Annotated in this window: 16 protein-coding genes; 8 read left to right on the top strand and 8 right to left on the bottom strand. The window is 72.0% G+C overall.

What is annotated here, in order from left to right; translation table 11 throughout:
• Positions 1 to 114 precede the first annotated feature (114 nt).
• Both ABZ858_RS16760 and ABZ858_RS16755 read right to left on the bottom strand, forming a co-directional pair.
• Entirely contained in the window at positions 115 to 879 is a 765-nt protein-coding gene (locus tag ABZ858_RS16760) for a DUF2127 domain-containing protein (RefSeq protein WP_361377981.1), read from the bottom strand.
• A gap of 97 nt (positions 880 to 976) precedes the next feature.
• Positions 977 to 2,650 (bottom strand): MFS transporter, encoded by a 1,674-nt coding sequence (locus ABZ858_RS16755; protein WP_361377978.1) that lies wholly within the window; start codon positions 2,648 to 2,650, stop codon positions 977 to 979.
• 137 nt (positions 2,651 to 2,787) lie between these two features.
• Here ABZ858_RS16755 and ABZ858_RS16750 point away from each other — a divergent pair, with 137 nt between their 5' ends.
• Positions 2,788 to 3,405 carry a TetR/AcrR family transcriptional regulator gene (locus ABZ858_RS16750; RefSeq protein WP_361377975.1) on the top strand — a complete coding sequence of 206 codons (618 nt, stop codon included), beginning with the start codon at positions 2,788 to 2,790 and terminating at the stop codon, positions 3,403 to 3,405.
• Positions 3,406 to 3,567: 162 nt separating this feature from the next.
• On the opposite strand, the gene ABZ858_RS16745 is transcribed toward ABZ858_RS16750, so the two are convergent.
• A complete protein-coding gene (locus ABZ858_RS16745) occupies positions 3,568 to 4,980 on the bottom strand; it encodes a cation:dicarboxylase symporter family transporter (RefSeq protein WP_361377972.1) in 1,413 nt (470 codons plus the stop codon).
• 202 nt (positions 4,981 to 5,182) lie between these two features.
• On the opposite strand from ABZ858_RS16745, the gene ABZ858_RS16740 reads away from it, so the two are divergent.
• The 3 genes from ABZ858_RS16740 (at position 5,183) to ABZ858_RS16730 (ending at position 8,871) form a co-directional block, all read left to right on the top strand.
• The gene (locus ABZ858_RS16740; RefSeq protein ID WP_361377969.1) at positions 5,183 to 6,841 is read left to right on the top strand and encodes a sensor histidine kinase; all 1,659 of its coding nucleotides are present in this window, start codon (positions 5,183 to 5,185) and stop codon (positions 6,839 to 6,841) included.
• A 494-nt stretch (positions 6,842 to 7,335) separates the two neighbouring features.
• Positions 7,336 to 8,016: a response regulator gene (locus tag ABZ858_RS16735; protein ID WP_361378047.1), complete on the top strand. Its 681-nt coding sequence runs from the start codon at positions 7,336 to 7,338 to the stop codon at positions 8,014 to 8,016.
• Positions 8,017 to 8,145: 129 nt separating this feature from the next.
• Positions 8,146 to 8,871, top strand: a complete 726-nt coding sequence (locus ABZ858_RS16730; RefSeq protein ID WP_361377966.1) for an XRE family transcriptional regulator — start codon at positions 8,146 to 8,148, stop codon at positions 8,869 to 8,871.
• Between the two features lie 25 nt (positions 8,872 to 8,896).
• On the opposite strand, the gene ABZ858_RS16725 is transcribed toward ABZ858_RS16730, so the two are convergent.
• Entirely contained in the window at positions 8,897 to 9,922 is a 1,026-nt protein-coding gene (locus tag ABZ858_RS16725; protein ID WP_361377963.1) for an ATP-dependent 6-phosphofructokinase, read from the bottom strand.
• A 238-nt stretch (positions 9,923 to 10,160) separates the two neighbouring features.
• On the opposite strand from ABZ858_RS16725, the gene pta reads away from it, so the two are divergent.
• The 3 genes from pta (at position 10,161) to pyk (ending at position 15,122) form a co-directional block, all read left to right on the top strand.
• Positions 10,161 to 12,242: a phosphate acetyltransferase gene (gene pta, locus ABZ858_RS16720; RefSeq protein WP_361377960.1), complete on the top strand. Its 2,082-nt coding sequence runs from the start codon at positions 10,161 to 10,163 to the stop codon at positions 12,240 to 12,242.
• 89 nt (positions 12,243 to 12,331) lie between these two features.
• Positions 12,332 to 13,540, top strand: a complete 1,209-nt coding sequence (locus ABZ858_RS16715) for an acetate kinase (RefSeq protein WP_361377957.1) — start codon at positions 12,332 to 12,334, stop codon at positions 13,538 to 13,540.
• A gap of 151 nt (positions 13,541 to 13,691) precedes the next feature.
• Positions 13,692 to 15,122, top strand: a complete 1,431-nt coding sequence (gene pyk / locus ABZ858_RS16710) for a pyruvate kinase (protein ID WP_361377954.1) — start codon at positions 13,692 to 13,694, stop codon at positions 15,120 to 15,122.
• Between the two features lie 85 nt (positions 15,123 to 15,207).
• Here pyk and ABZ858_RS16705 read toward each other — a convergent pair whose 3' ends face one another.
• From ABZ858_RS16705 to ABZ858_RS16690, 4 genes are all read right to left on the bottom strand, one after another.
• Entirely contained in the window at positions 15,208 to 16,605 is a 1,398-nt protein-coding gene (locus ABZ858_RS16705) for a hypothetical protein (RefSeq protein WP_361377951.1), read from the bottom strand.
• On the bottom strand, positions 16,595 to 17,101 hold the full coding sequence (locus tag ABZ858_RS16700) for a DUF6114 domain-containing protein (RefSeq protein WP_361377948.1): 507 nt from the start codon (positions 17,099 to 17,101) through the stop codon (positions 16,595 to 16,597). Before ABZ858_RS16700 ends, ABZ858_RS16705 begins: the two co-directional genes overlap by 11 nt.
• Positions 17,102 to 17,208: 107 nt before the next feature.
• Positions 17,209 to 17,868, bottom strand: a complete 660-nt coding sequence (locus ABZ858_RS16695; protein WP_361377945.1) for a DUF6230 family protein — start codon at positions 17,866 to 17,868, stop codon at positions 17,209 to 17,211.
• 648 nt (positions 17,869 to 18,516) lie between these two features.
• Positions 18,517 to 19,491, bottom strand: a complete 975-nt coding sequence (locus ABZ858_RS16690) for a tetratricopeptide repeat protein (protein WP_361377942.1) — start codon at positions 19,489 to 19,491, stop codon at positions 18,517 to 18,519.
• Between the two features lie 238 nt (positions 19,492 to 19,729).
• Between ABZ858_RS16690 and ABZ858_RS16685 the strand changes: the two genes are divergently transcribed.
• Positions 19,730 to 20,344, top strand: coding sequence for a TetR/AcrR family transcriptional regulator (locus ABZ858_RS16685; protein ID WP_361377939.1), 615 nt, complete (start codon positions 19,730 to 19,732; stop codon positions 20,342 to 20,344).
• Positions 20,345 to 20,493 lie beyond the last annotated feature (149 nt).

Here is a 20,493-nt window from a genome sequence, read left to right as displayed (position 1 = left end):
TCTACTGGAAGTCGCGAACCACTGAATATACGCAAAGAAATCCCCCGAGCGCAATTGCGCTCGGGGGATTTCTTCGTCACGGGCTCGTCGTCGCCCGCGCGGCCCAGGAGGTTCTCAGGCCGCCACGCCCGCCGACTCCTCCACTTCGAGGAGGGAGGCGCTGTGCCGTTCCTCCTCGAAGGCGCGGCGGCCGCCGCGCACGCCGAACAGGCGTTTGGCGACGATGATGTAGAGGACGGCGAGGATGTTGAGGGTGAGGGTGGCGATCTTCACCGCGCTGATGTGCTCGGTGAGTTCGTAGATCTCCAGCGGGAGGAAGGCGGCGGTGGCGACCACCGTCAGGTACTCCGCCCAGCGCTTGGCGTACCAGAGGCCGACCGCCTCGACGATCTCGATCAGGGCGTAGGCCAGCAGCAGGCCGGCCACCAGGACCAGCGTGGAGTGCTTGTAGCCGAAGGTCTTCTGGATGGTGCCGACGACCGGTGAATGGTCGAGGTCGTAGTGGAAATGCTGGAAGACCGGCCGGAAGACGTCCAGGTACTCGTCGAACAGGCGACGGACCGCGTCCTGGCTGTTGCTGAATTTCCAGACGGCGACGGCCACCAGGACGATGAAGACACCGCGCACCGCCCGTTCCAGGGCGAGGAAGCGCAGGATGAACAGGTCCCGCAGCACCTTGCCGCGCGGGACCAGCGGGGCGTCGGCGGCCGGGCCGGAGCCGTGCGGGGTGCCGAGGGTGAAGTCGCCGCAGCGCAGGCAGCGCCACACCTCGCCGAGGGCGGTCTCGGCGTGCAGCCCGAGCCGCAGCCGGGGGTCGTCCGGCGCGTAGGTCACGTGCCCCTTGCGCGCGCAGGTGCGCCGGTCCCAGTCGATCTTCATTCCCCCGTGCCTCCATGGGTGCCTACGGCCGTGCCGTGCCGGTCGGTCCGGCACGGCACGGTAGTGCATCTAGGAATAAGACGCAGGCCAGGGGGGATCAGTTCACACCGCTGCCGACCAGGTCCTTCACCTCCTGCGCGGGTTCCTCCTCGCGGGCGGTGCCGCGCGGCAGCAGGAAGGCGACCAGGAGGGTGCCCGCGCCGAGGATCACGGCGCCGACCAGGCTGGTGTGGGCGACGGCGTCCGCGAAGGAGGAGCCGACGGCGTCCTTCATCTGCCCGGCGCCCTGGGCGAGCTGGGTGGCCTGCGCCTTGAGCTGGGCGGCCTGCTGGGGGTCGGTGGTGTGGGCGGCCTGCGCGGCGAGCTGGCGGGCCTTGTCCCCGATGCCCTGGGCGACGGCGTATCCGGCGCCGACGGAGTCCTGCGCGGTGGACAGGGCGTCGGCCGGGAGCTTGCTGCCGGCGGTGGCGTCGGAGAGGTGACCGGAGTAGGAGGTGGACAGCAGCGAGCCGAGGATGGCGATGCCGAGGGAGCCGCCCAGCTCCAGCGAGGTGTCGTTGACCGCGCCGCCGACACCGAGTTCGGACTCCGGGAAGGCGCCCATGATCGCGTCGGTGCAGGGCGACAGGGCGAGGCCGATGGCCAGGCCGAGGATGATCAGGGGCGCCACGAAGTCGCCGTACGAGGAGGCGCCGTCGACCCGGGTGAGCAGGGCGAGCGCGGCGGTGCCGCCGACCATGCCCGCGGTGACCGTCCACTTCATGCCGACCCGCGGGGTGAGGTAGCCGGTCAGCGCCGAGCCGACGAAGACCGCGCCGGCCAGCGGGAGCATGCGCACGCCGGTGGCCAGGGCGTCGTAGCCGAGGACGAACTGGAGGTGCTGGGTGAGGTAGTAGAAGGCGCCGAAGACGGCCAGGAAGAACAGGGCGACGGCGAGGTTGGAGCCGGCGAAGCGGCGGCTGGTGAAGCGGCGTACGTCCAGGATGGGGCGCGGGTGGCGCAGCTCCCACAGGACGAAGGCGACCAGGCCCGCGCCCGCAACGACGGCGGCGGTGACGGCCTTGGCGTCCCAGCCGAAGTGCGGTCCCTCGATGATCATGTAGACGAGGGCGCCGACCCAGAGCACGGAGAGCAGTCCGCCGACGTAGTCGATGCGGTCGTGGTGGCCGGCCTTGGAGGGCGGGACGAGGACGAAGGCGGCGACCAGCGCGACGGCGGCGATGGGCACGTTGATGAGGAACGTCGAGGCCCAGCCGTGGTGCTTGAGCAGCGCGCCGGCGACGACGGGACCGGCCGCGATCGCGAGTCCGGCGGTGGCGGTCCACAGGGTGATGGCCTTGGCGCGTTCGGCGCGCGGGAAGGTCGCGGCGAGCAGGGAGAGCGTGGCCGGCATGATCAGCGCGGCGCCGACGCCCATGACCGCGCGGGCCGCGATGACGGTGGCGGCACTGTCGGCGAGGTAGCCGAAGACGGCTCCGCCGCCGAAGACGAGGAGGCCGAGGACGAGGGCGCCGCGGCGGCTGTACTTGTCGCCGATCGCGCCGAGCAGCAGCATCAGCGCCGCGTAGGGGACGGTGTAGCCGTCGATGACCCACTGCAGGTCCGCGCTGGACAGGCCCAGGTCCCGGGTCATGTCGGGGGCGGCGACCGTGAGGGCGGTGTTGGCCATCACGATGATCAGCAGGCTCAGACAGAGCACCAGGAGCGCCCACCAGCGCCGGGCGTAGGGGCGGTCCGTCCGTTCGACCGGTTCGGTCATGACGAGTCGCATGGCAGGGGTCGCCTTCCTCGGGTGTGCGCGACAGGGACGTGTGTGCGGTTGCCGTGACTTGCACATCACCGTGCAGTTGCACAACCATGTGCAATGTACGTCCTTGCACAATGCCGTGCAAATCGAGGAAGGGCAGAATGGCAGCCATGACCACCGGTAACGCCACACGCGCCGACGCGAACCGGCGCCGCATCCTCGACGTCGCCCTCGCCGAGCTGCTGCGGGACCCCGACGCGTCCATGGACCAGATCGCGCGTGCCGCGGGGGTCGTACGGCGCACGGTGTACGGCCACTTCCCGAGCCGTGAGGCGCTGATCAGCACACTCGTCGACGACGCCGTGCTCACGCTGGCGCAGGCGCACGCGGCGGGCCGCGAGGGCGTGGCGGACCCCGCGGAGGCGCTGGCGCGCTCGGTGCTGGCGATCTGGCCCATCGCCGACCGCTACCGGCTGCTGGTGGCGCTCGCCCAGCGCACGGTCACCATGCGGGGCATCCGCGAGCGCCTGGCCCCGGTCCGCAGCAACTGCGCCGACCTGCTCCAGCTCGGCCTCGACCAGGGCGCCTTCAGCTCCCCGCTGCCCGCGGCGGCCCTCGCCCACGTCCACGAGCAGGTCCTGTTCGCCCTCATGGAAGCGGTGAACGACGGACTCCTCGCCGCCCCCGAGGCGGGCCGCTCGGCCGCGGTCACGGTCCTCACCTCGGCGGGCGTACCGGCTTCACTGGCGGGGGCACTGGTCTCACGGCTGGCCGCGTGAGGGGGCCGGCGGCGGTGTGGGGGCCGAACGCCCCGGACCACCCCGGCCGGTGCCCAAGACCCGAACGCCCAGCCCGGGTTCAGGCCGGGCCGGGCGTTCGGAGCAGGGGGGAGGGCCGGGCCGGGAGGGTGGCCCCGGGAGCGCGGCCCCAGACGGGACGGATCAGGTCCTGGCCAGTGGCGCGAGTTGCTTCTCGCCGTGGTCCTGCGGCTCGGGCAGGCCGGCCCCCGCCTCCTCGGAGTCGTCCAGCAGCATCCGCTCGTCGAAGGGCAGCTCGCCCGCGAGCACCCGCCGTACCCGGTCCTTGTCGGCCTCGCCGGTCCAGGTGCCGATCAGCAGGGTGGCGACCGCGTTGCCCGCGAAGTTGGTCAGGGCGCGGGCCTCGCTCATGAAGCGGTCGATGCCGACGATCAGGCCGACGCCGTCGACCAGGGCGGGCTGGTGCGACTGGAGCGCGCCGGCCAGCGTGGCCAGACCGGCGCCGGTGACCCCGGCCGCGCCCTTGGAGGCGACCATCATGAACAGCAGCAGGGTGATCTGCTGGCCGATGGAGAGCGGCTGGTCCATGGCGTCGGCGATGAACAGCGAGGCCATGGTCAGGTAGATCATGGTGCCGTCGAGGTTGAAGGAGTAGCCGGTCGGCACGGTGATGCCGACGACCGGGCGGCTCACCCCGAGGTGCTCCATCTTGGCGATCAGCCGCGGCAGCGCGGACTCCGACGACGACGTGGACAGGATCAGCAGGAACTCGCGGCCCAGGTACCTCAGCAGCCGGAGGATGTTGACGCCGGCCACCAGCCGGGTCATCGCGCCGAGCACCACGATCACGAACAGCACACAGGTGGCGTAGAAGCCGACCATGATCGTGGCGAGCGCCTTGAGCGCGTCGACGCCCGTCTCCCCCACGACCGCGGCCATCGCCCCGAACGCGCCGACCGGCGCCGCCCACATGATCATGGACAGGACGCGGAAGACCAGCCGCTGGATGTGCTCCACCCCGCGCAGCACCGGCTCGCCCCGGCGGCCCATGGCCTGCAGCGCGAAGCCGACGAGCAGGGCGACCAGCAGCGTCTGGAGCACCTGGCCCTCGGTGAAGGACGACACGAGCGTGGTCGGGATGATCCCGAGCACGAAGTCGACCGGCCCCTCCTTCGCGGCGTCCGCCTGCGCGTGGCCGACGCCCTTGACCGCCTCGGTGAGGTGCATCCCGCTGCCCGGGTGGACGAGGTTGCCGATCACCAGGCCGATGGCGAGCGCCACGCACGACATGACGATGAAGTAGCCGAGGGCGAGGCCGCCCACCTTGCCGACCTTGGCGGCCTTGCGCACCGAACCGACGCCGAGCACGATCGTGCAGAAGATGATCGGCGAGATCATCATCTTGATCAGGTTCACGAAGCCCGTGCCGAGCGGCTTGAGCTGCTTGGCGAAGTCCGGCGCGGCGAACCCGAGGACGACGGCGAGGACCACCGCGGCGATCACCGCGAGGTACAGGTAGTGGGTGCGGTCCCGTTTCGCGGCGGGGCCCGGCCCGGCCGGGGGTGCGGCAGGTGCCGTATCGGCTGCGCTGGTCACGGCTGCCCTCCTTGACGACGTCGTCGGCATCACCGGCGTGCGGCTCACGTCCGGGGGGATATCCGGCCGGGCGGCCGGGCGGCGCCGGGCCGGCCGGGAGCACCGGGGATATCGGGGATGCGGTGACTATCTCCCGCCCTGTGAGCGCGGTCACCCTTCCGTTCATTTAGTTCACGCCAGAACCGGGAGGCAGACTTGCCGCATGCGTATCCCCGCCCTCCCGAGACCGCGCAGTCTGGCGGGCCAGCTCTTCGCCATGCAGGCCGTGCTGCTGGCGCTCGTGGTGGCCGGATACGCGCTGTTCACCTACGTCAGCGACCGCGGCCAGGCGGAGGGCGTGGCCCGCCGCCAGACCACCGCGGTGGCCCGTTCGATCGCCGACTCCCCCTCCGTACGGGAGGCGATCCGCACCTCCGACCCCACGGCCCGCCTGCAGCCGTACGCGCTGAAGGTGCAGCGGGACACCGGGGTCGACTTCGTGACGATCATGACCCCGGGGGGCATCCGCTGGACCCATCCGGACCCGGCCGAGATCGGCCGGCCCTTCCTCGGCAACATCTCCCGCGCCCAGCACGGCGGCTCCTTCACCGAGACGTACACCGGCACCCTCGGCCCGTCGGTGCGCGCGGTCACCCCCGTCGAGGCGGACGGCCGCGTCATCGGGCTGGTCAGCGCGGGCATCAAGGTGGACGCGATCAGCCGGCGGGTGCGGGAGCAGGTCACGATGCTGTTCGCGGTGGCGGCCGGCATCCTCGCGCTGGGCGCGGTCGCCACGTACGTGATCAACGCGCGGCTGCGCCGGCACACCCACGGCATGAACGCGGCCGAGCTGAGCCGGATGCACGACTACCACCAGGCGGCGCTGCACGCGGTGCGCGAGGGACTGCTGATGCTGGACGCCCACTACCGGGTGGCGCTGATCAACGACGCCGGAAGGGAGCTGCTGGGGGTGGGCGGGGCCGCGGACGTGGTGGGCGCCTCGGTGGCCGGCCTCGGGCTGCCGGCCCCGCTGACCGGGGCGCTGCTGTCCGCGCGGCCCCGGGTGGACGAGGTGCACCTGACGGCCGAGCGCGTCCTGGTGGTCAACACCTCGCCGGTCTCGGGCGGCCAGCGCCGGGGCACGGTGGTCACCCTGCGCGATGTGACCGAACTCCAGTCGCTGACGGGCGAGCTGGACTCCGAGCGCGGCTTCACGCAGGCGCTGCGCTCCCAGGCGCACGAGGCGGCGAACCGGCTGCACACGGTGGTGTCGCTGATCGAGCTGGGCCGCGCCGAGGAGGCGGTCGACTTCGCCACCGCGGAGCTGGAACTGGCCCAGGCGCTGACCGACCGGGTGGTCGCGGCGGTGAGCGAACCGGTTCTGGCCGCGCTGCTGCTCGGCAAGACCGCGCAGGCCAACGAGCGGGGCGTGGAGCTGGTGGTCGGCGCGGGCAGCGGCCTGGACGACGGGCCGCTGCCCGCCTCCCTGCCGCCGCGCGATCTGGTGACGATCCTCGGCAATCTGATCGACAACGCGGTGGACGCGGCCCAGGGCAGTACGCGGGCCCGGGTGACGGTGACGGCGTGCGCGCGGGACGCCACGCTGGTGCTGCGGGTCGCGGACACCGGCCCGGGCGTCGACGCGGCCCACGCGGACCGGGTCTTCCAGCGCGGCTTCAGCACCAAGCCGACGGGGCCGGGCGGCCGGGGCCTCGGGCTGGCGCTGGCCCGGCAGGCGGTACGGCGGCACGCGGGGACGCTGACCGTGGCCGGGGGCGAGGACGGCGGCGCGGTCTTCGAGGCGCGGCTGCCCCTCGGGAACGCCCGCGAGGACAGCACCGGCGGCGGGAGAGGCGAGAGAACGGCAGGACGCGGCGCATGACGGACGACGGCACCACCGGCAGAACCCCGGGCGAGACCCCGGGGAGACCCCTTGGCGAGGGCACGGGCAACGGTCGCAGCGGGGGTACGGGCAACGGTCCCGGCGAGGGCGCGGGCAGTGGCCCCGGCGCGGGCAGTGGCCCCGGCGCGGGCAGTGGCCCCGGCGAGAACACCCGCACCAGCCCCGACGAGGGCGCAGCCGCCGGACCCGGCGGAGGTACGGGTACGGGCAACGGTCCCGGCGAGAGCACGGGCAGTGGCCCCGTCGCAGGCACCGACCCCGGCGAGAACACCCGCACCAGCCCCGGCGCGGGCGCAGGCGCCGGACCCGGCGGGGGTACGGGCAACGGTCCCGGCGAGAGCACGGGCAGTGGCCCCGGCGCGGGCACCGGCCCCGGCGAGAACACCCGCACCCGCCCCGGCGAGAGCACCCGCACCGGCCCCGGCGAGGGCGCAGGCGCCGGACCCGGCGGCGACCCGGGCGGCGGTGGGTCCATCCGGGTCCTGGTCGTGGAGGACGACCCGGTCGCCGCGGACGCCCATGTGATGTACGTGGGCCGGGTGCCCGGCTTCGTCGCGGTCGGCACCGCGCACACCGGCGCCGAGGCCCGCAGGCTGCTGGAGCGCACCCCGGTGGACCTGCTCCTGCTCGATCTGCACCTGCCGGACGTGCACGGTCTGAAGCTGGCCCGCTCGCTGCGGGCCGCCGGCCATCACGCGGACGTGATCGCGGTGACCTCGGCGCGGGACCTCGCGGTGGTGCGCGAGGGCGTCTCGCTGGGCGTGGTCCAGTACGTCCTGAAGCCGTTCACCTTCGCCACGCTGCGGGACCGGCTGGTCCGGTACGCCGAGTTCCGCGCGGCCGTCGGGGAGGCCGGCGGCCAGGAGGAGGTGGACCGCGCGCTCGCGACGCTGCGCGCACCGGGCCCGGCCGCCCTCCCCAAGGGACTGAGCGCCCCCACGCTGGAACGGGTGACGGGCGCGCTGCGGGAGGCGGCCGAGGGCCTCACGGCCGCCGGGGTCGCCGAGACGGTGGGCATCTCCCGCATCACGGCCCGCCGGTATCTGGAGCACCTCGTGACGGCGGGCCGCGCCGCCCGGCGCCCGCTGTACGGACAGGTGGGCAGGCCGGAGCTGGTGTACCGGTGGGTACCGGAAGCGGGCCGCCGGCCTTAGCGTGACCTCGCACGGCACGGCCGTGACAGGCCCGTACCGCGAAACCTACGGAACCGTATGTTCGTACAACCCGTGATCCTGTCGGAACGGCCCGTAGTCACCGGAGCCGCGGACCCCTACCTTGTGCCCGTGCGCCGACCCTCAGCAAGACCGAACCAGCCCAGCCCGCCCGACCCCTCCTCCGCCCTCCCCTTCAACGCCCCGGCGGCCCGCCGGATCCGTGCCGCCCTCGGCATGGGACCCGAGCACGTCGCCCACGGCATGCGGGTCTCCTACGGGCTGCCCTACGTCACCCCCGATCTGGTCACCGCCTGGGAACGCCAGCTCGCCGCCCCCTCCGGCGCCGAACTGACCGCGCTGGCCGGAGTGCTGTGGTGTTCGCCGGGCGAGCTGATCGGCCGGCCGCGCACCCTGCGCGAGCACCGCATCGCCCGCGGCCTGCCGCCGGAGGACGTGGCCCGGGCCGTCGGCCTCGACCTGCCCCGCTATCTGCGCATGGAGGAGCGCGACGACTGGCGCGGCAACGAACGGCAGTCCGCCGCGCTCGCCGAGGCGCTCGACCTGGCCCTGCCCGACTTCGTCACCGTCACCGGACGCGAGGAGCACCTCGCCGAGCTGCTGCGCAGCGCCGTCGCCACCCGCTGGCAGGCGTACGTGCGCCCGGTGGCCAAGGTGGTGCCGCTGGAGCGGCCCCAGCTCGAACGGACCTTGCAGGCGCTGCACCAGGACTACCAGGGGCAGATGGTCGCCTCGCTCAACTGGGGCGGCAACAGCGCGGCCAGCGACGCGGGCGACGCCGGCCGGGACTACCTCGACCGGATCGTGGACCACTTCTGGGAGCGGACCCGGCTCTGAGCCCAGGGGCTCACGGAGCCAGGGGCTAGAAGACGGACTCCGCCTCGTCCATGCGGTCCTTGGGGACCGTCTTCAGCTCGGTGACCGCGTGCGCCAGCGGCACCATCACGATGTCGGTGCCGCGCAGCGAGGTCATGTGGCCGAACTCGCCGCGGTGCGCCGCCTCCACCGCGTGCCAGCCGAAGCGGGTGGCGAGCACCCGGTCGTAGGCGGTGGGCACGCCACCGCGCTGGACGTGCCCGAGGATGACCGGCTTGGCCTCCTTGCCGAGCCGCCTCTCCAGCTCGTACGCCAGCGCCGTGCCGATGCCCTGGAAGCGCTCGTGGCCGAACTTGTCGATGGCGCCCTTGCCGTAGTCCATGCTGCCCTCGGCGGGGTGGGCGCCCTCGGCGACGCAGATCACGGCGAACTTCTTGCCGCGGGCGAACCGCTCCTCGACCATCTTGACCAGGTCGGCGGGGTCGAAGGGGCGCTCGGGCAGGCAGATGCCGTGGGCGCCGGCCGCCATGCCGGACTCCAGGGCGATCCAGCCGGCGTGCCGGCCCATGACCTCGACGACCATCACGCGCTGGTGGGACTCGGCGGTGGTCTTGAGGCGGTCCATCGCCTCGGTGGCCACGCCGACCGCGGTGTCGAAGCCGAAGGTGCGGTCGGTGGAGGAGATGTCGTTGTCGATCGTCTTGGGCACGCCGACCACCGGCAGCCCGGCGTCCGACAGCATGCGCGCCGCGGTCAGCGTGCCCTCGCCGCCGATCGGGATGAGGGCGTCGATGCCGAACTGGTGGATCATGTCGGAGGCGTTCTCGCACGCCTCGCGCAGCCGGTCGCGCTCCAGCCGGGAGGAGCCGAGGATGGTGCCGCCGCGGGCCAGGATGCCGCTGACCGCGTTGAGGTCCAGGCCGCGGTAGCGGCCGTCGAGCAGACCGGCGTAGCCGTCCTCGAAGCCGATGACCTCGTCGCCGTACATCGTGACCGCTCGGTGCACGACCGACCGGATCACCGCGTTCAGTCCCGGACAGTCGCCGCCTGCCGTGAGAACTCCGATACGCATCGCGCTGTGTCTCCTGCCCACTGTTGATACCGGTGATCCTGTCCGATTCTTTCACGTCCCGCGGGGGGCTTCGCCTTGACGGGCGCCTTATCCAGCGCCGGAGGTATTGTCAAGAGGGTTCCGCCCCACGGCGGGCTTTTTTGCACCGGAGCACCCGCACCGCAGCGCCCGCACCACCGCGGCACCCGCACCACCGCACCCGCACATCCCGAGGAACCCGAGGAAACGGAGAGCCCGCGTGACCCGCAGCGTGTACGTGACCGGCATCGACCGCGGTGACGGCCGCCAGGTCGTCGAGCTGGGTGTCATGGAGCTGCTGACCCGGCAGGTCGACCGGGTGGGCGTCTTCCGCCCCCTCGTGCACGACGGCCCGGACCGCCTCTTCGAGCTGCTGCGCGCCCGCTACCGGCTGTCCCAGGACCCGGCGACCGTCTACGGCCTGGACTACCAGGAGGCGTCCGCCCGCCAGGCCGAGCAGGGCACCGACGAGCTGGTCTCCACCCTCGTCGACCGCTTCCACCTGGTCGCCCGGGACTACGACGTCGTCCTCGTCCTCGGCACCGACTTCGCCGACACCCAGCTGCCGGACGAGCTGTCCCTCAACGCCCGGCTCGCCAACGAGTTCGGCGCCTCCGTGCTGCCCGTCGTCGGCGGCCGCAAGCAGACCGCCGAGTCGGTGCTCGCCGAGACCCGCAACGCCTACCGCGCCTACGACGGCCTGGGCTGCGACGTGCTGGCCATGGTCACCAACCGGGTGGCCCGCGAGGACCGCGACGAGATAGCCGGGCGGCTGGCCGGCCGCCTCCCGGTGCCCTGCTACGTGGTGCCCGACGAGCCCGCCCTGTCCGCGCCGACCGTCGCGCAGATCACCCACGCCCTGGACGGCAAGGTGCTGCTGGGCGACGACTCGGGGCTCGCCCGCGACGCGCTCGACTTCGTCTTCGGCGGCGCCATGCTGCCCAACCTGCTCAAGGCGCTGACCCCGGGCTGCCTGGTCGTCACCCCCGGCGACCGCGCCGATCTGGTCGTCGGCTCGCTCGCCGCGCACAGCGCCGGCACCCCGCCCATCGCCGGCGTCCTGCTCACCCTGGACGAGGAGCCGGGCGAGGAGATCCTCACCCTGGCCGCCCGGCTCGCCCCCGGCACCCCCGTCGTCTCCGTGTCCGGCAACAGCTTCCCCACCGCCGAACGGCTGTTCTCCCTGGAGGGCAAGCTCAACGCGGCCACCCCGCGCAAGGCGGAGACCGCGCTCGGCCTGTTCGAGCGGTACGTCGACACCGCCGGGCTCAGCAAGCGGGTCTCCGCGCCCAGCAGCGACCGCCTCACCCCGATGATGTTCGAGCACAAGCTGCTGGAACAGGCGCGCGCCGACAAGCGGCGGGTGGTCCTGCCGGAGGGCACCGAGGAGCGCGTGCTGCACGCGGCGGAGGTGCTGCTGCGCCGGGGCGTGTGCGACCTGACGCTGCTCGGCCCCGCGGAGCAGATCCGCAAGAAGGCCGCCGACCTCGGCATCGACCTCGGCGACACGCAGCTCATCGACCCGGCCGTCTCCGAGCTGCGCGACTCCTTCGCCGAGCGGTACGCCGGGCTGCGCGCCCACAAGGGCGTCACGGCCGAGCTGGCGTACGACGTCGTCTCCGACGTGAACTACTTCGGCACGCTGATGGTCCAGGAGGGCCTGGCCGACGGCATGGTGTCGGGTTCGGTGCACTCCACGGCCGCCACCATCCGCCCGGCCTTCGAGATCATCAAGACCAAGCCGGAGGCGTCGATCGTCTCGTCGGTGTTCTTCATGTGCCTGGCCGACAAGGTGCTGGTCTACGGCGACTGCGCGGTCAACCCGGACCCGGACGCCGAGCAGCTCGCCGACATCGCCGTCCAGGCGGCGGCCACCGCCGCCCAGTTCGGCGTCCAGCCGCGCATCGCGATGCTGTCGTACTCCACCGGCACCTCCGGTTCGGGCGCGGACGTGGACAAGGTCCGCGAGGCCACCGAGCTGGTGCGGCTGCGCCGCCCGGACCTGATGATCGAGGGCCCGATCCAGTACGACGCGGCCGTGGAGCCTTCGGTGGCCGCGACCAAGCTGCCGGACTCGGAGGTGGCCGGGCAGGCCAGCGTGCTGATCTTCCCGGACCTGAACACCGGCAACAACACCTACAAGGCCGTGCAGCGCTCGGCCGGCGCGATCGCGGTCGGCCCGGTCCTGCAGGGTCTGCGCAAGCCGGTCAACGACCTGTCCCGCGGCGCCCTCGTCCAGGACATCGTCAACACCGTCGCCATCACCGCGATCCAGGCCCAGGCCCGCCCGGCCGCCGACTGACCCCGCCCCGACCGACCCCCGCCCCGACGGACCCCGCAGCACACCGACCTCGCAGCAGACCGCCCCCGCACAAGAAGGCTCCCGACACCGTGCACGCGACCCGCGTCCTCGTCCTCAACTCCGGCTCCTCGTCGCTGAAGTACCAGCTGCTCGACATGCGCGACGCGAGCCGGCTCGCCGTCGGCCTGGTCGAGCGGATCGGCGAGCAGACCTCCCGCCTCAAGCACACCTGCGCCCACTCCGGCGACACCCGCGAGCAGAACGGCCCGATCGCCGACCACGACGCCGCACTCAAGGCCGTCGCCGGGGAACTGGCCCGGGACGGACTGGGCCTGGACTCCCCCGAGCTGGCCGCGATCGGGCACCGGGTGGTGCACGGCGGCATGTTCTTCACCGAGCCGACGGTCGTCGACGACGCCGTGCTCACCGAGATCGAGCGCCTCATCCCGGTGGCCCCGCTGCACAACCCGGCCAACCTCACCGGCATCCGCACGGCCACGGCACTGCGCCCCGACCTGCCGCAGGTGGCCGTCTTCGACACGGCGTTCCACACCACCATGCCGGGGTCCGCGGCCCGCTACGCGATCGACACCAAGCTCGCCGACCGCCACCGGGTGCGCCGCTACGGCTTCCACGGCACCTCGCACGCCTATGTCTCCCGGGCGACCGCGAAGCTGCTGGGCAAGGCCCCCGAGGACGTCAACGTGATCGTGCTGCACCTGGGCAACGGGGCGTCCGCCTCGGCGGTGCGGGCCGGCCGGTGCGTGGACACCTCCATGGGGCTCACCCCGCTGGAGGGGCTGGTCATGGGAACGCGTTCCGGTGATCTGGACCCGGCCGTCATCTTCCATTTGCAGCGGGTTGGCGGAATGTCCATGGACGAGACCGACACTCTCCTCAACAAGAGGAGCGGCCTGTTCGGCCTGTGCGGCGACAACGACATGCGGGAGATACGCCGCCGGATGGACGAGGGCGACGAGCAGGCCCGGCTCGCGTTCGAGATCTACATCCACCGGCTCAAGAAGTACATCGGCGCCTATTACGCGGTACTCGGCACGGTGGACGCGGTCGCCTTCACGGCCGGGGTCGGGGAGAACGCCGACTTCGTGCGGGCGGCGGCCGTGGCCGGCCTGGAGGGCCTTGGCCTGGCGGTGGACGGCGCGCGCAACGCCGTACGCGGCGACGCGGCGCGGCTGATCTCGCCCGAGGGCGCGCGCACCGCCGTGGCCGTGGTCCCCACGGACGAGGAAAGGGAGATCGCCCAGCAGACCTACGCACTGGTCGGAAAGGACGGCTGAGGACGCGGGAGGACGCCGACGGGCCCCGGAGAAAACCGCCGGGTAACTTCCACGGAATTCCGACCGGTACTCGACTGAGCGGGAACCCGCCCATTTGTATATTCCACCAGACGGAATATTCCGCAGCGAAACAAACCGATAGGATCGCCCTATGCGCCGTTCGAAAATCGTCTGTACTCTCGGCCCCGCGGTCGACTCCCACGAGCAGCTCGTCGCGCTGATCGAAGCCGGCATGAACGTGGCCCGCTTCAACTTCAGCCACGGCACGCACGCCGAGCACCAGGGCCGGTACGACCGGGTCCGGGCCGCGGCCAAGGAGACCGGCCGGGCCATCGCCGTCCTCGCCGACCTGCAGGGCCCGAAGATCCGTCTGGAGACCTTCGCCGAGGGCCCGGTGGAGCTGGAGCGGGGTGACGAGTTCACCATCACCACCGAGGACGTCCCGGGCGACAAGCAGAGCTGCGGCACGACGTACAAGGGGCTGCCGGGCGACGTCTCGCGCGGCGACCAGGTCCTCATCAACGACGGCAACGTCGAGCTGAAGGTCCTGGACGTCGAGGGCCCGCGGGTGCGGACGATCGTCATCGAGGGCGGTGTCATCTCCGACCACAAGGGCATCAACCTGCCCGGCGCGGCGGTCAACGTGCCCGCACTGTCCGACAAGGACATCGAGGACCTGCGCTTCGCGCTGCGCATGGGCTGCGACATGGTCGCGCTGTCCTTCGTCCGGGACGCCAAGGACGTCGACGACGTGCACCGCGTCATGGACGAGGAGGGCCACCGCGTCCCCGTCATCGCCAAGGTGGAGAAGCCGCAGGCGGTGGAGAACATGCAGGACGTCGTGATGGCGTTCGACGGTGTGATGGTGGCCCGCGGCGACCTCGCCGTCGAGTACCCGCTCGAAAAGGTCCCGATGGTGCAGAAGCGCCTGATCGAGCTGTGCCGGCGCAACGCCAAGCCGGTGATCGTGGCGACCCAGATGATGGAGTCCATGATCACCAACTCCCGCCCGACCCGCGCCGAGGCGTCCGACGTCGCCAACGCCATCCTGGACGGCGCCGACGCGGTGATGCTGTCCGCCGAGTCGAGCGTGGGCGCGTACCCGATCGAGACCGTCAAGACGATGTCGAAGATCGTCACCGCGGCCGAGGAGGAGCTGCTGTCCAAGGGCCTGCAGCCGCTGGTCCCGGGCAAGAAGCCGCGCACCCAGGGCGGTTCGGTGGCCCGTGCCGCCGCCGAGATCGCCGACTTCCTGGGCGGCAGGGGCCTGGTGGCCTTCACCCAGTCCGGTGACACCGCCCGCCGGCTCTCCCGCTACCGCGCGGCCCAGCCGATCCTGGCGTTCACCACCGACGAGTCCACCCGCAACCAGCTCGCGCTGAGCTGGGGCGTCGAGTCGCACGTCGTGCCGTTCGTCAACAGCACCGACGAGATGGTCGACCTCGTCGACCAGGAGATGGTCAAGCTCAAGCGGTTCAACGAGGGCGACGTCGTCATCATCACCGCCGGCTCCCCGCCCGGCGTCCCCGGCACCACCAACATGGTCCGCGTCCACCACCTGGGCGGCACCGGCCGCGACTGACCCGGCCGGTACGGGATCCCGTACGCACCGAGGGCGCCCCGCCGGACCGGCGGGGCGCCCTCGTTTCGCGTGAGGCCCTGCGGCCTCACACCCCGTCGGTCGTATAGATACGCATGCCGGGGATGTGCAGGTTGCCGCCGAACTGCGCGGCCTGGACCACGTGGGCCTTGGTGAAGTAGATCCACGGGATGTCCAGCGGCGGCGGACTGGACGGGGAGAACGTGACCGGGAGCAGCCCGAGCAGATTGCCGGAGATGCTCTCGGTGTACATCACGGTGTCCCCACCGGTGATGGTGGACTTCTCCCCCTTGGCCGACTGCACGTGGTACGTCTTGCCGGCGTCCTTGTCCTTGACCGTCTGGTGCAGGTCGACGATGTCGGTGCCGGCCGAGATGACGTACTTCAGGACCTTCTTGACACTGCCGTCGGCGGTCCTGACCTGGACGACGCCCTTGTAGCTGGCGCCGTTGAGCGTCAGCGAGCTGGCGTCCAGGTACCAGGGGTCGTCCGCCAGCGGCACCTTGTTGTCGACACCGCCCTGGGCGTCGGTGGCCGCCGGGCAGTCCTTCGGGTCCACACCGGCGCTCGCGGACGGGCTGGGACTGGGACTGGTGCTGGGGCTGGTGCTCGCGCCGGGGCTCGGGGAGCCCGTCGCCGCGTCCGTGGCGTCCTTGGCCGCGTCCCCGGCCGCCTTGGTGGTGTCCTTGACCGTCCCGGTGACGTCACCGGCCGCCTTGGACGCCGTGCCGGCCGCCCCCTTCACGGTGTCCTTGACCTTGCCGGCGGTGTCCTTGACGGGGCCGGTCGCGCTCGCCGAGGGGCCGGTGGACGCGGAGGGCGCGGCGCCGTTGCCGTGCGACCCGCCGTGGAACAGGTCGTCCAGCGTGTCCCCGATCGCGCCGAGCAGGCCGCCGCCGTGCTTGGTCGGGGTCGCGGACGGCGAGGGCGTCGTGGCGGTGCCGCCCGGCTTCGCCGGAGCGGTGGTGGCGGCGCCGCCGGACGTGCCCTTGTCGCCGGAACCTGAATCCGGCGAAGAGGACGCGCCCGGGGCGGCCTTGTCGGTCTTCTTCTGCTGCTGCTTCTGCGCGTCCGGCGTGGCGGAGGGGGACGGTGTGCCGTCCTTCGCCTCCTTGTCCTCGGCCTCGTCACTCGCGCTCGCGGAGGCGGACGGCGAGGGCGAGGACTTGTCCGCGTCCTTGGCCTTCTCCAGCGCCTCCACGCACTTCTTGTAGTCGTCGGGCGAGATGGTCTCCGACGACGACGCGGAGGTGTGCGAAGTGTGGTCGGTGTCGGCGAGCGCGAGGGAGGACGTGAAGCCCATTCCCACGATGACCGCCGTGGGCATCGCCACGCTGGCTATCGCCTTGCCCGCCGGCATGTGGAACCTGGTGAACAGCGGCTTCCTGCGTGCCGCGTGGCGCGGCCCGGTTCTCGCACGGGACTCGTCCACATCGGCCCCGTGGGTCACCTCGTCAGCCGGCACTGTGCCTCCTGTTCGCCCCGTTGGCCGGGCTCGTTCCTGACAGGTCGTTCGACTCGCTCGCCGCGGTCGCCGGCCCCGTGTCCTTCGCGTCCTCCGCCGCGGGGGCACCGGGCGCCCAGGAGACGGCCATCGCACCGCCGATGAGGGCGAAGAGGAAGCCGATGATGAAGCCGCCGAAGTTGGAGACCGGGATGGACACCAGCCCCAGCAGAATGGCCGCGACACCCGCGAAGACCCGGATGTGCTTCTGGAACCAGATGCTGATGCCCAGGACGACGAGCAGGACGCCGATGATCAGGGAACCGGCGCCGGCCGTGGTGGCCATCGCCAGGGACAGATGCCCGAACTGAAGATGCGCGTAGGGGAAGTACATGATCGGCACGCCGCCGAACAGCATGTACAGACCGGCCCAGAACGGGCGCCCGCCCCGCCAGGCGCGGAACTGCAGCCTCCGGTGGGTGAACTGGCCGGGTGCGGCAGAAGTCTCGGCGCTCATGGAAAACAGCTCCCTGGTGCGGCGTTGGTGCTGGGGTACAGACGTGGGGGGTGTGGTCCAGGTCCAACGGGCGGGGGGCCATCGGCTCCCCGCCCGTCAGCGAGGGCTCAGTGCTTCGCGACCTGGCACTCGTTGCTGCCCGAGGACAGCCGCATCTTCAGCCCGCTCAACTTGAACGTTCCGGCCGTGGTGGCCCACGCGTGCTGCGACACACCCGTCAGCACGGCCTTGTCGGCCTGCTGCGCGAACCCGTTGCCGTTCGCCTTGTCACCCTCGTGGATGCCAGGACCCTTCTTGGCGTCCTTGGCGGCCACACCGATGTCGATGTTGGTGAACTCGGCATCGGCGTCCAGGTCATTGACATCGATGTAGATGTTGTGTGCCGTGACCGGTTTGCCCTTCTCGCCGCCGGCGTTCAGCGTCAGCGTGATGGTGCCGACCAGCGGAAGGTTCGGAGTGACCACGGACTGGCACAGGTTCGTGATCGTGGCGTCCTGGAACGCCGAGACAGCAACAGCGTGCGCCTGGTTCGGGGCATCGCTCTTGCTGTCCATCGAGTAGCCGGTGTCGACCGCGCCGTACTGGGCGAAGCCGGTGCCGACCAACTCGTCGGCCGTCACCTTGAACTCCTGCCCCGACACACTGAACGACGCGGCCAGCGCGCCCTGCGCGAGAGCGACACCCACCGCCGCCGTCGCGGCCACGCTGGGCACCATGACCACAGCGAACCGCTTCCATCTGGTCCCGCCACGCACCTGGGACTCCATATTTCCTCCTTCTCGGACGTACATCTCCTGGCCTCGGCTCGCCCCCGGTTCGGCGGCTCGGCCGGGCAGGGATGGGAGAAGTGCTACGTCCTCGGGAAGGAGAGCGCCCGCGCTCGGCGGCGCGCATCGCGCCCGAATCACCGGCGATCACCCCCGAGCGACAACCACTGGTCGCGCCTGACACGCATCACGCACAACCCTGCTGGACAGGCTTCGCCGGCCGGCGAAGACCCCCCTGTCCGAGGACCGGCGCCACTGCCGCCGGCCCTGCCCGGTGGGGACCCTGACTCCCCGTGACCCGGCCGGCTGCCGGGGCTGTGGGAAGGGACCGAGCGTGGCCGATCGTGGTGCATTCTGGCCGCCCGCACAAGGGGGTTCGTTACTCGCTAGTAACGGCCGGATAACCTCAGTACGACACACTGATCCCGGACGGCGACACAGGGTGGCAACAAAGGGCAGAACAAAGTGGTTGATCTCCGGACGGAACCGGTCAGCTCAACACCCTGCCCTTACTTGCAGTAACAGCGGCCGCGTTTGCCAAGTTTTGGCAAAGCGCGGCCGCTGTAGTGGCTCGTCGGCAGTTCTCTCACTCGGGCACCGCATGCCCTGGTGTTCAGCGACTGATGGGCGTCGCGAGGCCCGCGAGGGTCAGAACAGGGCCCTCGCCAGCGCCCTGCGCGCCTCCGTCACCCGGGGGTCCTCGGCCCCCACGACCTCGAACAGTTCGAGCAGCCGCAGCCGCGCCGCGTCCCGGTCCTCACCGGCGGTGCGCCGCACGGTGTCGATGAGACGGCCGAAGGCGTCCTCCACATGACCGCCCACCAGGTCCAGGTCGGCGGCGGCGATCTGCGCCGGCACGTCGGACGGCTTCCCGGCCGCCTCCTGACGGACCTTCTGCGGGTCCGAGCCCTGCACCCGCTGGAGCAACTCGGCCTGCGCGAGGCCCAGTTTCGCCTCCGGATGGGCCGGGTCCTCGGTCAGTACGTTCTTGTACGCCTGGATCGCGCCGCCCAGGTCACCGGCGTCCAGGGCCTGCGCGGCCGCGTTCAGCAGCGACTCGTACGGACCGGCGGCCGGGGCCTGCGCGGCCGCCGGGGCGCCCGCCTCCGCGTCCGGGTCGACGGCCAGGCCGGTCAGGCCGAAGCGCTGCTCGGCGACCTGCACCAGCTGGTCGAGGGTCTGCCGGATCTGGTCCTCGCTCGCGGCCCCCTGGAACAGCGGCAGGGCCTGGCCGGCCACCACCGCGAAGACCGCGGGAATCCCCTGGACGCCGAACTGCTGCATGAGCAGCTGGTTGGCGTCCACGTCGATCTTGGCAAGGAGGAAGCGCCCGGCGTACTCGACGGCCAGCCGCTCCAGGACCGGGCTCAGCTGCTTGCAGGGCTGGCACCACTCGGCCCAGAAGTCGATGACGACCGGGACCTCGGCGGAGCGCTGCAAAACATCGCGTTCGAATCCGGCCTCGTCGACGTCGATGACGAGATCGGCCGGGGAGACGGCGGCCGTCCCGCCCTCCCGGGCCGCTTGGGCGCGCGCCTGCTCCGCCTTGGCCTTGGCCTCCTGGGCCGCCTTCACCGCGGCGAGGTCGACGACACCGCTCATGGACATGTTCCGTGGCTGCATGCGTCTATCCTCCCCTGTTCCGCGGGCCTGAGTGAAAACCGCCGGAAAAGCAGGGCGGTACGGGGCGCCTGGTCCCCACCGGGCGCCGTGTGGTCGTCGCTCGTGCGCGGTCGTACGCCGCGCTTTCGCTACGACCCGTAGCGTAATGGCACGGGGTGCCTCCGGGAAACCACTCCCCGGTGATCTCCCTCACCCCCACCCGGGAACCGCCCGTTTTCCGTCCGGTTAGGGTCGGGGCATGCAGAGCCGCACCCCGCCCGCCCGCGCCGGCCGCCCGCGCAGCGCCGCCGCGGACGCGGCGATCCTGGCCGCGACCCGGGCGGCCCTGGTGGAACTGGGCTGGTCCAAGCTCACTCTGGGAGACGTGGCCACGCGGGCCGGAGTCGCCAAGACGACGCTGTACCGCCGCTGGGCGGGCAAGAACGAGCTGGTCGTCGACGCCGTGGCCGAACTCTTCGACGAACTGCGCCTGCCCGACCTCGGCAGCCTGGCCGCCGACATCGAGGGCGTGGTCCTCCAGTTCGCGGCGATCCTGGCGCGTCCGGAGGCCAGGAGCGGCCTGATGGCGGCCGTCGCCGAGTCGACCCGCGACGAGGCCCTGCGCGAACGCATCCGCGGCTCGATCGTGGAACGCCAGAAGCGGCTGGTCCTCCAGGGCCGGGAGCGGGCGGAGGCGCGGGGCGAACTCCCCCCGCAGCCCGATCCGGTGGAGGCGGCCCGCACCGCCGACCTGATCTTCGACGTGGTGGCGGGCGCGGTGGTCCACCGCACCCTGGTCAGCGCGGAACCGGCCGACGAGGAGTGGGTACGCGGCCTGACCCGCATCCTCCTGACGGGACTCGCGTCGGGCTGACGGGGCCGGCGTCGAACGTTCGGCCGACCGGAGGCCTGGCCCGGAGGGCCGAGCGGAGGCCCGGTCCGGAGGCCGACCGGAGGCCCGGTCCGGAGGCCGACCGGAGGCCCGGTCCGGAGGCCGACCGGAGGCCCGGTCCGGAGGCCGAC

The organism is Streptomyces sp. NPDC047017 (assembly GCF_040644175.1).
Lineage (GTDB): Bacteria > Actinomycetota > Actinomycetes > Streptomycetales > Streptomycetaceae > Streptomyces.
Note: the sequence above shows the minus strand (reverse complement) of the source record. Positions and strands in the feature narration are given on the sequence as shown.

What these genes read in the sequence shown, in the direction of transcription:
- ABZ858_RS16760 (WP_361377981.1), bottom strand. Translation starts at nt 879, where the DNA reads ATGAAGATCGACTGGGACCGGCGCACCTGCGCGCGCAAGGGGCACGTG.
- ABZ858_RS16755 (WP_361377978.1), bottom strand. Translation starts at nt 2,650, where the DNA reads ATGCGACTCGTCATGACCGAACCGGTCGAACGGACGGACCGCCCCTAC.
- ABZ858_RS16750 (WP_361377975.1), top strand. Translation starts at nt 2,788, where the DNA reads ATGGCAGCCATGACCACCGGTAACGCCACACGCGCCGACGCGAACCGG.
- ABZ858_RS16740 (WP_361377969.1), top strand. Translation starts at nt 5,183, where the DNA reads ATGCGTATCCCCGCCCTCCCGAGACCGCGCAGTCTGGCGGGCCAGCTC.
- ABZ858_RS16725 (WP_361377963.1), bottom strand. Translation starts at nt 9,922, where the DNA reads ATGCGTATCGGAGTTCTCACGGCAGGCGGCGACTGTCCGGGACTGAAC.
- pyk (WP_361377954.1), top strand. Translation starts at nt 13,692, where the DNA reads ATGCGCCGTTCGAAAATCGTCTGTACTCTCGGCCCCGCGGTCGACTCC.
- ABZ858_RS16700 (WP_361377948.1), bottom strand. Translation starts at nt 17,101, where the DNA reads ATGAGCGCCGAGACTTCTGCCGCACCCGGCCAGTTCACCCACCGGAGG.
- ABZ858_RS16695 (WP_361377945.1), bottom strand. Translation starts at nt 17,868, where the DNA reads ATGGAGTCCCAGGTGCGTGGCGGGACCAGATGGAAGCGGTTCGCTGTG.
- ABZ858_RS16690 (WP_361377942.1), bottom strand. Translation starts at nt 19,491, where the DNA reads ATGCAGCCACGGAACATGTCCATGAGCGGTGTCGTCGACCTCGCCGCG.
- ABZ858_RS16685 (WP_361377939.1), top strand. Translation starts at nt 19,730, where the DNA reads ATGCAGAGCCGCACCCCGCCCGCCCGCGCCGGCCGCCCGCGCAGCGCC.